13 protein-coding genes are annotated in these 13,194 nt (G+C 67.1%); 9 read left to right on the forward strand and 4 right to left on the reverse strand.

The annotated features are described in order from the left end of the window. Positions 1 to 30: 30 nt before the first annotated feature. The 3 genes from QAR72_RS03045 to QAR72_RS03055 form a co-directional block, all read right to left on the reverse strand. Positions 31 to 294, reverse strand: a complete 264-nt coding sequence (locus QAR72_RS03045) for an acyl carrier protein (RefSeq protein WP_304615890.1) — start codon at positions 292 to 294, stop codon at positions 31 to 33. A gap of 12 nt (positions 295 to 306) precedes the next feature. Next, positions 307 to 1,401, reverse strand: coding sequence for a UDP-3-O-(3-hydroxymyristoyl)glucosamine N-acyltransferase (gene lpxD / locus QAR72_RS03050; RefSeq protein WP_304615891.1), 1,095 nt, complete (start codon positions 1,399 to 1,401; stop codon positions 307 to 309). Between the two features lie 71 nt (positions 1,402 to 1,472). After that, positions 1,473 to 3,074 (reverse strand): L,D-transpeptidase family protein, encoded by a 1,602-nt coding sequence (locus tag QAR72_RS03055; RefSeq protein ID WP_304615892.1) that lies wholly within the window; start codon positions 3,072 to 3,074, stop codon positions 1,473 to 1,475. A gap of 300 nt (positions 3,075 to 3,374) precedes the next feature. On the opposite strand from QAR72_RS03055, the gene QAR72_RS03060 reads away from it, so the two are divergent. Together QAR72_RS03060 and QAR72_RS03065 are read left to right on the forward strand one after the other, a co-directional pair. Further along, positions 3,375 to 3,938 carry a YcbK family protein gene (locus QAR72_RS03060; protein ID WP_304615893.1) on the forward strand — a complete coding sequence of 188 codons (564 nt, stop codon included), beginning with the start codon at positions 3,375 to 3,377 and terminating at the stop codon, positions 3,936 to 3,938. A 138-nt stretch (positions 3,939 to 4,076) separates the two neighbouring features. Continuing rightward, a complete protein-coding gene (locus tag QAR72_RS03065; protein ID WP_304615894.1) occupies positions 4,077 to 4,667 on the forward strand; it encodes a TetR/AcrR family transcriptional regulator in 591 nt (196 codons plus the stop codon). On the opposite strand, the gene QAR72_RS03070 is transcribed toward QAR72_RS03065, so the two are convergent. After that, positions 4,668 to 5,285: a TetR family transcriptional regulator C-terminal domain-containing protein gene (locus QAR72_RS03070; RefSeq protein WP_304615895.1), complete on the reverse strand. Its 618-nt coding sequence runs from the start codon at positions 5,283 to 5,285 to the stop codon at positions 4,668 to 4,670. 141 nt (positions 5,286 to 5,426) lie between these two features. On the opposite strand from QAR72_RS03070, the gene QAR72_RS03075 reads away from it, so the two are divergent. From QAR72_RS03075 to QAR72_RS03105, 7 genes are all read left to right on the forward strand, one after another. Then, positions 5,427 to 6,752, forward strand: coding sequence for an aspartate aminotransferase family protein (locus tag QAR72_RS03075; protein ID WP_304615896.1), 1,326 nt, complete (start codon positions 5,427 to 5,429; stop codon positions 6,750 to 6,752). A gap of 86 nt (positions 6,753 to 6,838) precedes the next feature. After that, positions 6,839 to 8,083 carry a Zn-dependent hydrolase gene (locus QAR72_RS03080; protein WP_304615959.1) on the forward strand — a complete coding sequence of 415 codons (1,245 nt, stop codon included), beginning with the start codon at positions 6,839 to 6,841 and terminating at the stop codon, positions 8,081 to 8,083. Between the two features lie 81 nt (positions 8,084 to 8,164). Beyond that, a complete protein-coding gene (gene hydA / locus QAR72_RS03085; protein ID WP_304615897.1) occupies positions 8,165 to 9,616 on the forward strand; it encodes a dihydropyrimidinase in 1,452 nt (483 codons plus the stop codon). Position 9,617: 1 nt separating this feature from the next. Beyond that, positions 9,618 to 10,436, forward strand: coding sequence for an ABC transporter ATP-binding protein (locus QAR72_RS03090; protein WP_304615898.1), 819 nt, complete (start codon positions 9,618 to 9,620; stop codon positions 10,434 to 10,436). Further along, complete coding sequence (locus QAR72_RS03095; RefSeq protein ID WP_304615899.1) at positions 10,429 to 11,319, forward strand: ABC transporter permease; 891 nt, start codon at positions 10,429 to 10,431, stop codon at positions 11,317 to 11,319. Before QAR72_RS03090 ends, QAR72_RS03095 begins: the two co-directional genes overlap by 8 nt. Continuing rightward, positions 11,316 to 12,149 carry an ABC transporter permease gene (locus QAR72_RS03100; RefSeq protein ID WP_304615900.1) on the forward strand — a complete coding sequence of 278 codons (834 nt, stop codon included), beginning with the start codon at positions 11,316 to 11,318 and terminating at the stop codon, positions 12,147 to 12,149. Before QAR72_RS03095 ends, QAR72_RS03100 begins: the two co-directional genes overlap by 4 nt. A 37-nt stretch (positions 12,150 to 12,186) precedes the next feature. Further along, positions 12,187 to 13,170, forward strand: coding sequence for an ABC transporter substrate-binding protein (locus QAR72_RS03105; RefSeq protein ID WP_304615901.1), 984 nt, complete (start codon positions 12,187 to 12,189; stop codon positions 13,168 to 13,170). The last annotated feature ends 24 nt before the right edge of the window (positions 13,171 to 13,194 follow it).

Below are 13,194 nucleotides of genomic sequence, written 5' to 3' on the forward strand. Positions count from 1 at the left end.
CGGCGGGCGGGGTCTTGTCCTTGCCCGCCATCAGCCCTTTTCCGCCACCAGCCGTTCGACCGCTGCGATGATCGTGCCCATGGACGAGATGTCGAAATCCGATTTCTCGGGTTCATTGGCGTTGAAGGGGATCGAGATGTCGAACTCCTCTTCGATGGCGAAGATGGATTCGACCAGGCCCAAGCTGTCGATGCCCAGATCCTGCGGGGTCGCGTCATCGGTGATCTGCTCGGGTTCCAGCATGGCCTGTTCGGCGATGATGGCGCGGATGCGGTTCTTGATGTCGTCGGTCATATGGCCTCCTGATCAGCCCTTTTCCAACAGTCGTGTAACGGATTGCTGAAGTTTTGAAAGCTGTTCTGCGAAACGCGGCAGACGGCGCATGGCCTTCTGGATCTCCATCTGCGTTTCCATCTTCACGGCGGGATTGCCCAGGATCACCCTGCCCGAAGGGACGCGGGTGAAGATCTTGGTCGCGCCGCCGGCGATCACGTCGTCGCCGATTTCGATATTGTCGCTGACGCCGACCTGCCCGGCCAGCACCACGCGGTCGCCGATCCGCGACGAGCCCGCAATGCCCACCTGTCCGCAGATGAGGCAGTCGCGGCCCACCACGACATTGTGGCCCAGATGCGCGAGGTTGTCGATCTTGGTGCCCGATCCGACCTGCGTGGCGCGGATCGTGCCGCGGTCGATCGTGGCATTGGCGCCGATTTCGACATCATCGCCGATCTCGACGCCGCCAAGCGAATGGATGCGCGTCCAGTGCTGCGCCTTGATCGCGTCGCGCTGGCCGAGGGTGCGGCGGATCTCCTCGATGCCGGATTCCTCGGGCGTGACGAAAGAGAAGCCGTCGCCGCCGATCACCGCGCCGGGCTGGACGATCAGCCGGTCGCCCGCCGTGACGCCATGGGCGATGCGCACGCCAGCATGGATCAGCGCATCATCCCCGATCCGGCTGCCGCGCGCGATGCTGGCATGGGCGCCGATTCGGGCGCGCGCGCCGATCACCACGCCGGCCCCGATCACGACGAAGGGTCCGATCGAGGCGCCCTCGCCGATCTGCGCCGAAGGGTCGATGACCGCGCTGGCATGGATGCCGGGGGCGATGTCGGGGCCGGGATCGAAGGCCTGCGTCAGCCCGGCCATGACCAGCCGGGGCCGGGGCGCGAAGATCGCGGCCCGAAGGCCAAGCGCCTCGGGGTCCATCCCCTCGGCCAGGATCGCCATGGCGCCGGGGGCCAGCGCCTCGGCATAGCGCGGCGCCATGGCCAGCGCGATGATGCCGGTCGAGGCGGCGCCTGCGGAGGCGGGTTCGGCGGCACCGGTGACGTTCAGGTCAAGCTCGCCCCAGGCGCGGGCGCCGAGGGTCTGGGCCAGGTCGCGGATGGTGATCGGCATGTCGCCCCCTTTCCCGACGCGACTTAGCCTGTTTGGCCGCGCCGCGCCAGTCTGCTGGCCGTGCCGCAGCGTCAGCCCTGCGTGGCGTCCTGCAGCGCGCGCCAGATGCGGGCATCGCGGCCATAGACATCATCGAACAGCCGCACCCGCCCCTGATCATCGGGCCAGGCGGTGAAATAGACCAGATGGACCGGGATGGCGGGCCGCATCGTCAGCCATTGCTCGCGGCCGCTGTCGCGCGCGCGGCGGAACATCGCGGCCGGGTCGTCCGTCTGGCGCGACAGCAGCTGGTGGGCCAGATCGACCGGGTCGCCGATCCGGATGCAGCCATTCGAGGCCGCCCGCATCCGGTTGCCGAACAGGCTCTTGTTCGGGGTGTCGTGCAGATAGATGTTCCAGGGATTGGGAAAGATGAACTTGACGATGCCAAGCGCATTGTCGTCACTTGGCTTCTGGCGCAGCCGATAGGGAAAGCCGCCCGACAGGTCCAGCGCCTCGCGCGGGACGACATTGCCGCGACGGTCGATCACATCCAGATGCGGAAAGGCGTGCCGGTTCTCGCGCAGCTTGGGCAGATAGGTGCGCTGCAGCATCCCCGGCGGCACCGTCCAGGTCGGGTTCACCACGATATGGGACAGCATGTCCGAGAATTCCGGCGTCCGCATCTCGTCGGCATGCTTGCCCACGACGCTGCGGGTGCGGAAGATCTCGGCCCCGTTCTCGACGATGGTGGTGCTGTATTCGGGGATGTTCACCCAGACATGGCGCTGGTTCAGGTCATGCCCGCCCATCCAGCGCAGCCGCTCCAGCGCGACGGCGATGGCGCGCTGCCGCCCGTCCTGCCCCGAAGGCGTCTCGCCGTTCAGCGCGCGGATCGTCTGCGGCCCGGCAATGCCGTCGGCAGGCAGTCCCGCAGCCTCCTGGAAGCGCTGCACCGACAGCGCCAGTTCGGCGTCATAAAGCGTCGGCTCGGCGGCCGGCGCGGAAAGGCCCATCGCCTCCAGCCGCGCGCGCATCAGGGGCAGGTCGCCCCCCCGCATGCCGATCCGCCACAGTCCCTCGGGCACCCGCGGCAGGTGGTGCGGGATGTCCAGATCGGCCCTGCCCGCCAAGGCCTGCTGCAGGGCGCGATAGGCGGGATGGTCCGGCGCCGCCGACGCGATCACCGCAGCCGGGTCGGACGATTCGACGAAACGCGCCAGCAGGCCCGGCACGTCATGCCCGCCGCCCTCGCGCTTGATCTCGCCATCGACGCGCGAGGGGCGCAGGACGCCGCCCGACAGGTCCGACAGCAGCCGCGACAGGGCGCGGGCATGGGCCAGTTCCGCCTCGATCCCCTCGGTCGCGCCCAGAAGATGCGGCGCGTAGCGGGCCGAGGGGATGGCATGGCGCGGCGCCTCGGCGATAGCGCGGCGCAGCGCCTCGCGACGGGGCGCCGCAGATTCGCCCAGAAAGACCGGCCGCAGCCCGTGCCGCCCGTAGAAGGCCGCCAGATCGGGATCGCCCGCGATCGCCTCGGCCAGCGCCATTTCGTCAGGGGTGAAATGCAGGCGCGGCGCATTTGCCACGCTGACCGAGGTCGCGGTTCCGTGACCGATCTGCGCCATCGCGGGCCCGGCCAGCAGCGCTGCGGCCAGCAACGGCACGGATTTCAGAAACAGACGCAGCACCATCACCGACCCTCAGACCTTGTCTGGACAATACCCGCCGCCCGGCGCACTGTCACTGTCAAGCGGCTGATCGGTCTGGCGAAAACCGCTCTTGTGGCGGGTCGGTCACAGACAGATGCAGATCGGTGACAGTGCCCGGGGATCGGCAAGAACCCGCCCAATTTGCACGATGCAACGTTCGCAGGCCAGAATCCGTTTCGTTCCACACCGGAATTTGACATATTGTTAGCACAGCGGGGGTACAACCCGAACGTGCCGCGCCATGCGTGGAAACCAAGAACGATGCAGGACAGGCGATCTGACATGACTTTGGACCTTATCTCTCGTCGCGGCATTCTCGGTGTGTTTGCGGCGACAAGCGTTGCGGCCGCTCCGGTCATGGCCAACGCTTTCGGATTTCTGCGCGGCAATGCGGGCGACATGCGGCGGGTGCGCATGTATAACGGCCGGACCGGGGAAAGCATCGACACCGTCTACTGGATCGACGGCAAATATGTCCGCGAGGCGCTGAACGAGATCAACATCTTCATGCGCGACTGGCGCACGGGCGAGGTGATCGGCATCGACCCGCGCACCATCGACGTGGCGGCGGCCTCGGCGCGCCTGCTGCAGACGAACGAACCCTACATGATGCTGTCGGGCTACCGCTCGCCGCGCACGAACGCCATGCTGCGGCGTCAATCGGGCGGCGTGGCTCAGAACTCGCTGCACACGACCGGCAAGGCTGCCGACCTGCGTCTCAAGTCGCGATCGGTCGCGCAGATGTACCAGGCCGCCGTGGCCTGCCGCGCGGGCGGCGTGGGCCGCTACACGCGCTCGAACTTCGTTCACATGGATTGCGGCCCGGTCCGCACCTGGGGCAGCTGAGGGCAGAACGTCCCCGCAAATGCCAAGGCGCCCCCGCAACAGGCGGGCGTCTTCGTTGATCATATTCACATTTCGCCCTTGCAGCGCCGCGCGCTACGCCGCAACGTGGGGCGGCACTGACAGATCGAACGGAACGGCATGAGCCCCCAAGAAGCCCGACGCCTCAAGACGGCCAAGAAGATCCAGTCTGCCGCCGTTGCCCTGGCGGTGCGTGACGGCCTTGCCAATGTCACCACCGAGGCGATCGCCCGCGAGGCGGGAATCAGCACCCGCACCTTCTTCAACTATTACCCCTACAAGGAGGCCGCCCTGATGGGGCCGCCGCCCGATTATCCGGCCGATGCGGGCGAAGCCTTCGTGGCGGGCCGCGGGCGTCTGATCGACGACCTGTCGCGCCTGATCGAGGCGCATCTGTCGCGCTTTCTGGACGAGCGCGAGATGATCGGCCACCTGCTGCGCCTCAGCGAGACCGATGCGAAGCTCGAGGCGCTGCGCAACAGCGCCATGCTGGCCCGGCGCGCGCAGATGCGAAACCTGCTGCATCGCCGCCTGCCCGGCTCGGACCCGCGCCTGATCGAGATTCTGGCCGCCGCCATCGTCGCCGCAACCAACGCCGCGACCAAGGACTGGGCCTCGGGCGAGCGTCCGGACTTCATCGCCTCGGCGCATGAGAACCTGACCATGATCATGGCCGCTGCCGAATTGCTGGGCAAGTCGCAGCGCAGCTGATCAGGGCGCAAGCAGCCGGCGATACAGGTCCTCGGCAAAGCCCTCGGCCTCGGCGATGGGATCGCGCGAGGCGCCAAGGACCGCGCGCACCTGGGCATCGAAATCCGCATAATGCTGCGTCAGCGCCCAGATCGAGAAGATCAGGTGATGCGGATCGACGCGGCGCAGCCGCCCCTCGTCCATCCAGCGCCCCAGGATCGCCGCGCTGTCATCGACGATCTGGCGCAGGCCGCCGCCCAGAACCTCGGTCAGATGGGGCGCGCCTTGCAGGATCTCATAGGCAAAGAGCCGGCTTTCGCGCGGAAAATCACGCGACATCATCAGCTTGGCGCGTATATAGGCCAGCACTTCGGACAGCGGGTCGCCCTGGGGGTCCAGCCGCCGCAGCGGATCCAGCCACATCTCCAGAAGCGTGGTCAGCAGCGTCTTGTGGATCTCATCCTTCGAGGCGAAGTAATACAGCACGTTCGGCTTGGAGAGGCCCGCCGCCCGCGCGATCTGGTCGATCGTGGCTCCGCGAAAGCCATTCGCCGAAAAGGCCGTCAGGGCACCTTCAAGGATCAGGTCGCGATTCTTCTGCTGAATTCGCGTCATCGCGGCCGGCGCAGCCTCTGTCATCGCGTCGATCCTTCTGGCATGCTCGGAAAACCGGCAGCGTCCCTGTATCGGCCCTGCGCCCCATCACGGCGCTTGACTGGCACTGGACCCGTGCTAGCCTGATCCTGACCGTTTGGTCAATATTCCGTGAGGACGTTACCCATGCCGCTCGATCGCAAGCCCGCCCCGAATGACCTGCGCGCCTTCTGGATGCCCTTCACCGCGAACCGCCAGTTCAAGTCGGCGCCGCGGATGCTGGTCGCGTCGAAGGACATGCATTACACCTCGGCCGACGGCCGGCAGATCCTCGACGGGACGGCGGGCCTGTGGTGCTGCAATGCCGGCCATTGCCGCCCGCGCATCACCGAGGCCGTGCAGGCGCAGATCGGAGAGCTGGACTATGCCCCCGCCTTCCAGATGGGCCATCCGCTGGCTTTCGAGCTGGCCAACCGCATCGTGGACATCGCCCCCGAGGGGATGGAGCATGTCTTCTATTGCAACTCCGGCTCGGAAGCCGTCGATACGGCGCTGAAGATCGCGCTGGCTTATCACCGCGCCCGCGGCGACAGCGCCCGGACGCGCCTGATCGGGCGCGAGCGCGGCTATCACGGCGTGGGCTTCGGCGGCATCTCGGTCGGCGGGATCGTGAACAACCGCCGCCATTTCGGCACGCTGTTGGCCGGCGTCGATCACATGCCCCATACCCACCTGCCCGAGAACCGCATGACCAAGGGCCAGCCCGAACACGGCGCCCATCTGGCCGACGAGCTGGAACGGATCGTGGCGCTGCACGGGGCCGAGACCATCGCCGCCGTGATCGTCGAGCCGATGGCGGGCTCGACCGGCGTACTGATGCCGCCCAAGGGCTATCTGCAGAAGCTGCGCGAGATCACCCGCAAGCACGGCATCCTTCTGATCTTCGACGAGGTCATCACCGGCTTCGGCCGTCTGGGCAGCCCCTTTGCCGCCCAGCATTTCGGCGTCGTCCCCGACATGATCACCTGTGCGAAGGGCCTGACGAACGGCGTCATCCCGATGGGCGCGGTGCTGACCTCGGGCGCGATCCACGACGCCTTCATGCAGGGCCCCGAGCACATCATCGAACTGTTCCACGGCTACACCTATTCCGGCAACCCGATCAGCTGCGCCGCGGCCATCGCCACACTGGACACCTATGCCGAGGAAGGGCTGCTGACCCGCGCCGCCAGCCTTGAAACCTATTGGCAAGAGGCGATCCACAGCCTGGCGGACCATCCGCATGTGATCGACATCCGCAATATGGGCCTGATCGGCGCGGTGGAACTGGCCTCGATCGACGGCCAGCCCGGCAAGCGCGCCTTCGACGTCTTCATCAAGGCATTCGAGGCCGGCATCCTGATCCGCGTCACCGGCGACATCATCGCCATGTCGCCGCCCCTGATCATCAGCGAGGCGCAGATCGACCATCTGATCGGCACGCTTGGCGATGTGCTGAAAGCCGCCGCGTAAGGCGCGGAACCCATCAAGCCGACCCCGCGACAGAACGGGGCGGCACGACAGGAAGGACGAGACGAATGAGCGACGCGAGCGCCGTGATGAGTGCTGCGAATCTGGCGGTGGACGGCCAGAGGCTGTGGGACAGTCTTGAAGAGATGGCCCGGATCGGCCCCGGCATCGCGGGGGGCTGCAACCGCCAGACGCTGACCGATGCCGATGCCGAGGGGCGCGCGCTGTTCCGGCGCTGGTGCGAGGATGCCGGGATGGTGATGGGGCTCGACCGGATGGGCAACATGTTCATGCGCCACGAGGGGACCCAGCCCGATCTGGACCCGGTCTATATCGGCAGCCATCTGGATACCCAGCCCACCGGCGGCAAGTATGACGGCGTGCTGGGCGTTCTGGCCGGGCTGGAGGTGATCCGCTCGATCCGTGATCTGGGCATCCGCACGCGCCGACCCATCGTGGTGGTGAACTGGACCAACGAGGAAGGCGCGCGTTTCGCGCCGGCCATGCTGGCCTCGGGCGTCTTTGCGGGCGTGCATGACGAGGATTACGCCAACAGCCGCACCGATGCCGAGGGCAAGCGGTTCGGCGAGGAGCTGGACCGGATCGGCTGGCGCGGCGACGAGAAACCGGGCGATCGCAAGATCCACGCGATGTTCGAGTATCATATCGAGCAGGGCCCGATCCTCGAGGCCGAGGGCAAGCAGATCGGCGTGGTGACGCATGGCCAAGGCCTCTGGTGGCTAGAGGTCACGCTGACGGGGAAGGACGCGCATACGGGCTCGACGCCGATGGGGATGCGGGTGAATGCCGGTCTGGGCATGGCGCGGATCATCGAGGCGGTGCACCGGATCGCGATGGACCACCAGCCCGATGCGGTGGGCGCCGTGGGCCAGGCGAATGTCTGGCCGAACAGCCGCAACGTGATCCCCGGAAAGGCGGTCTTCACCATCGATTTCCGCTCGCCTGATCTGGGGAAACTGACCTCGATGCGTGCGAGGCTTGAGGCGGAAGCCGCTGAAATCGCCTCGGATCTGGGGCTGGGCATCGAGATCGAGCCCGTCGGGCATTTCGACCCGGTGACCTTCGACGCGGGGCTGGTCGCCAGCGTCCGGCGCGCGGCAGAGACCCTGGGGCTGAGCCATATGGATATCGTGTCGGGCGCGGGTCACGATGCTTGCTGGATCAACCGCGTCGCGCCCACGGTGATGATCATGTGTCCCTGCGTGGACGGGCTGAGCCATAACGAGGCAGAGGCGATCACGCCGGACTGGGCGCGCGCGGGCTGCGACGTGCTGCTGCATGCGGTGCTGGACGCCGCCGGGATCGACCGTTGAGGGGCTGGCGCTGAGCGGCGGGCGCCGGGGGCCAGCCCCCGGACCCCCGGGGTATTTGGACAACGAAGAAGAGGGAAGGCCATGAGCACGGTCATCAGGGGCGGCACCATCGTCACGGCGGATCTGACCTATGAGGCGGATGTGCTGATCGAGGGGGGCCGGATCGCGGCCATCGGCGAGGGGCTGGTGGGGGATCGGGTGCTGGACGCCTCGGGCTGCTATGTCATGCCGGGCGGGATCGATCCGCATACCCATCTGGAGATGCCCTTCATGGGCACCTATTCGGCCGACGATTTCGAAAGCGGCACGCGCGCGGCGCTGGCGGGCGGGACGACGATGGTCGTCGATTTCGCCCTGCCCTCGCCCGGTCAGGGGCTGCTGGACGCGCTGCAGATGTGGGACAACAAGGTCAGCCGCGCGCATTGCGATTACAGCTATCACATGGCCGTCACCTGGTGGGGCGAGCAGGTCTTCGACGAGATGCAGGCCGTCGTGGATCGGGGCATCACCAGCTTCAAGCATTTCATGGCCTACAAGGGCGCCCTGATGGTGAACGATGACGAATTGTTCGCCAGCTTCCGCCGGGTGGGCGATCTGGGCGGGCTGGCCATGGTCCATGCCGAAAACGGCGATGTCGTAGCCGAACTGTCGGCGCGGCTGCTGGCCGAGGGCAATTGCGGCCCCGAGGCCCATGCTTATTCGCGCCCGCCCCAGGTCGAGGGCGAGGCCGCGAACCGGGCCATCATGGTGGCCGACATGGCCGGCGTGCCGCTTTACATCGTGCATGTCAGCTGCGAGGAGGCGCATGAGGCGATCCGCCGGGCGCGGGCGCAAGGCAAGCGCGTCTGGGGCGAGCCGCTGATCCAGCACCTGACCCTGGACGAGAGCGAGTATTTCCACCCCGACTGGGATCATGCCGCCCGCCGCGTCATGTCGCCGCCCTTCCGCAACAAGGCGCATCAGGACAGCCTCTGGGCGGGTCTGCAATCGGGCAGCCTGTCGGTCGTGGCGACCGATCACTGCGCCTTTACCAGCGAGCAGAAGCGTTTCGGGATCGGCGATTTCACCAAGATCCCGAACGGGACCGGGGGGCTTGAGGACCGGATGCCGATGCTCTGGACGCATGGCGTCGGGACGGGGCGGCTGACGCCGAACGAATTCGTCGCCGTGACCTCGACCAACATCGCCAAGATCCTGAACATGTATCCGAAGAAGGGCGCCGTTCTGGTCGGGGCGGATGCCGATCTGGTCGTCTGGGACCCCGAAGCCGAAAAGGTCATCACCGCCGGCGCGCAGCAATCGGCCATCGATTACAACGTCTTCGAGGGGCAGCGGGTCAAGGGTCTGCCGCGTTTCACGCTGACGCGCGGCGTGGTCGCCGTGACCGAGGGCAAGATCGAAAGCCGCGAGGGGCATGGCGAATTCGTCGCCCGCGCGCGCCGACCGGCCGTGAACAGGGCGCTGTCGGCCTGGAAGGAGCTGACCGCGCCCCGTCCGGTCGAGCGGACCGGCATTCCGGCGACGGGGGTCTGAGTTGGACGCAAGCCCCCTGCCCCGGAACGCCGCCATCGCCCCTGCCGCCCCGGTCATCGAGGCGCGCGGCGTCAGCCTGACCTTCCAGACCGCGGATGGGCCGGTCCATGCCCTCAAGGATGTGGACCTGTCCATCGGGCGCGGCGAATTCGTCAGCTTCATCGGGCCTTCGGGCTGCGGCAAGACGACGTTTCTGCGCAGCATCGCCGCGCTGGAGACGCCGACGGGCGGCACGCTCAGCGTGAACGGGATGGAGCCGGACGCCGCGCGGCGGGCGCGGGCCTATGGCTATGTCTTTCAGGCGCCGGGGCTTTATCCGTGGCGGACCATCGCCGGGAACATCTCGCTGCCGCTGGAGATCATGGGCTTCTCGCGCGCCGAGCGGGCGGAGCGGATCGCCCGCGTTCTGGATCTGGTCGAGCTGTCGGGCTTTGGCGCCAAGTTCCCTTGGCAGCTGTCGGGGGGCATGCAGCAGCGCGCCAGCATCGCGCGCGCCCTCGCCTTCGACGCCGACATCCTGCTGATGGACGAACCCTTCGGCGCGCTGGACGAGATCGTGCGCGACCGCCTGAACGAGGCGCTGCTGGAATTGTGGCGCAAGACCGGCAAGACGATCGGTTTCGTCACTCATTCGATCCCCGAGGCCGTCTATCTGTCCACCCGCATCGTCGTCATGTCGCCACGTCCGGGCCGGATCACCCGCGTGATCGAAAGCACCCTGCCCGCCGAGCGTCCGCTGGACATCCGCGACACGCCCGAATTCATCGCGCTGGCCCATGAGGTGCGCGAGGGCCTGCGCGAGGGTCATGCCCATGATTGAGGCGTGGCGCCGAGCCGGGCGCGGCAATCTGGTGCCGATCCTGACCGTGCTTCTGATCATCATCGGCATCTGGTATCTGGGCGCGATCCGCATGAACGCGCAATGGGAACGCGATCAGGCCGCCCGTGCGGGCATCGAGCTGAGCCTGCCCGAGCTTGTCTCGCGCACCCTTTCACAGGACCGACCGGTCCTGCCCGCGCCGCATCAGGTGGCCGAGGGGCTGTGGCAGGGCGTGGCAGGACAGGCCGTCACCTCGCGCCGGTCGCTGGTCTGGCATGGCTGGGTCACGCTGTCGGCGACGCTGGCGGGATTTGCCATCGGCACGGCGGCGGGGATCGTGCTGGCTATCGGGATCGTGCATAGCCGCGCGATGGACCAGTCGGTCATGCCCTGGGCCGTGGCCAGCCAGACCGTGCCGATCCTGGCCATCGCGCCGATGGTGATCGTGGTCCTGGCCTCGATCGGGGTGACGGGGCTTCTGCCCAAGGCGATCATCGCGGCCTGGCTGTCCTTTTTCCCGGTGTTGGTCGGCATGGTCAAGGGGCTGCGCACGCCCGACGGGATGCAGCTTGACCAGATGCGCAGCTGGAGCGCGGGCGGAGGCCGGACCTTCTGGCATCTGCGCCTGCCCTCGTCGCTGCCCTATCTCTTTGCCAGCCTCAAGGTGGCCATCGCCGCAGCCCTTGTCGGCACCATCGTGGGCGAATTGCCCGCAGGCGCCACGGCGGGGCTGGGCGCTCGGCTTCTGTCGGGCAGCTATTACGGGCAGACGGTGCAGATCTGGTCGGCTTTGTTCGCCGCCGCGATCCTGGCCGCCACGTTGGTCGCCATCGTCGGCCTGCTGGAACGGGCCACCCTCAAACGCATGGGGCTGGCCCGATGAGCGCGATACCGATCCTGGGCGTCTGGCTGGCCGGGCTGGCGCTGAACCTGTGGCTGGCGCGCTTCGACACGCGCGCGACGCGCACCGCCGTCGCGCTGATCTTCGGGGCCACGATCATCCTGCTCTGGGAGATGACGGTCCGCATCTATCAGGTGCCGACCGTCATCCTGCCCGCGCCCAGCCTGATCGCGGAAAGCGTCGTTGCGAACCGCTCAATCCTCTGGGCCGATTTCGTGCAGACGATCCTGAAGGGCGCGCTGTCGGGCTGGGTGATCGGGGCCGCCGCCGCCGTGGCGACCGCCATCGCCATCGACCGCAGCCCGTTCCTGCAGCGCGGCCTGCTGCCGATCGGCAATTTCGTCTCGGCCCTGCCCATCGTGGGGATCGCGCCGATCCTGGTCATGTGGTTCGGCTTCGACTGGCAGTCCAAGGCCGCCGTGGTCGTGGTGATGGTCTTCTTCCCGATCCTCGTGAACATGGTCGCGGGCCTCAAGGCGACCGAGCCGATGCAGCGCGACCTGATGTCCAGCTGGGCCGCGCCCTATTGGCCCGCCTTGTGGAAGCTGCGCCTGCCCGCCGCGATGCCGTTCCTTTTCAACGGCTTGAAGATCACGACGACGCTGGCCCTGATCGGCGCCATCGTTGCCGAATTCTTCGGCAGCCCCACGCGCGGCATGGGTTTTCGCATCTCGACGGCGGTCGGGCGGCTGGACCTGCCGCTGGTCTGGGCCGAGATTGTCGTGGCGGCCCTGGCGGGGACGCTGTTCTACGGAATTGTCGCGCTGATCGAGAAGAAGGTGACCTTCTGGCACCCGTCGCAGCGCGGCTGACCGGGCCGTCAAGGCCCACCAACAGGAGAGGACGCAGATGAAACGACTGATGATTTCGGCCGCAGGGCTGGCACTCATGGCGGGCGCGGCGCAGGCAGACGATCTGACGCTGCAACTGAAATGGGTCACGCAGGCCCAGTTCGCGGGCTATTACGTTGCCCTTGATCAGGGCTTCTACGAAGAAGAGGGCCTGAACGTCACCATCCTGCCCGGCGGCCCGGACATCGCGCCGACGCAGGTTCTGGCCGGTGGCGGGGCCGATGTCATCGTCGAATGGATGCCCGCAGCCCTGGCCGCGCGCGAACGCGGCCTGCCACTGGTGAACATCGCGCAGCCGTTCAAATCCTCGGGGATGATGCTGACCTGCCTCAAGGAAAGCGGCATCGAGAATCCCGAGACCGATTTTGCGGGCAAGACGCTCGGCGTCTGGTTCTCGGGCAACGAATACCCGTTCCTGTCCTGGATGAACACGCTTGGCCTCTCGACCGAGGGCGGGGCCGATGGCGTGACGGTGCTGAAACAGGGCTTCAACGTCGATCCGCTGCTGCAGAAGCAGGCCGCCTGCATCAGCACGATGACCTATAACGAATACTGGCAGGTGATCGATGCGGGCATCGCCCCCGAGGATCTGGTGACCTTCAAATACGAGGATCAGGGCGTCGCCACGCTGGAGGACGGGCTTTACGTCCTGGAACCCGCTCTGTCCGACGAAGAGATGGTGGACAAGCTGGCGCGCTTTGTCCGGGCCAGCATGAGGGGCTGGGAATTCGCCGCCGCCAATCCCGAACAGGCCGCCGAGATCGTGCTGGAGAACGACGAGACCGGCGCCCAGACACTGGAGCATCAGACCCGCATGATGGGCGAGATCGCCAAGCTGCTGGAAGGCTCGAACGGCACGCTGGATCAGGCCGATTACCAGCGCACGGTCGATACGCTGCTGGCGGGCGGCTCGGACCCGGTCATCTCGGCCGCGCCCGAAGGCGCCTTCACCACCGCCGTCACCGACCGCGCCTTCCAGTAAGGCCGCATCGGCGCGAAAGAACAG

The organism is Paracoccus sp. (in: a-proteobacteria) (assembly GCF_030604785.1).
Lineage (GTDB): Bacteria > Pseudomonadota > Alphaproteobacteria > Rhodobacterales > Rhodobacteraceae > Paracoccus.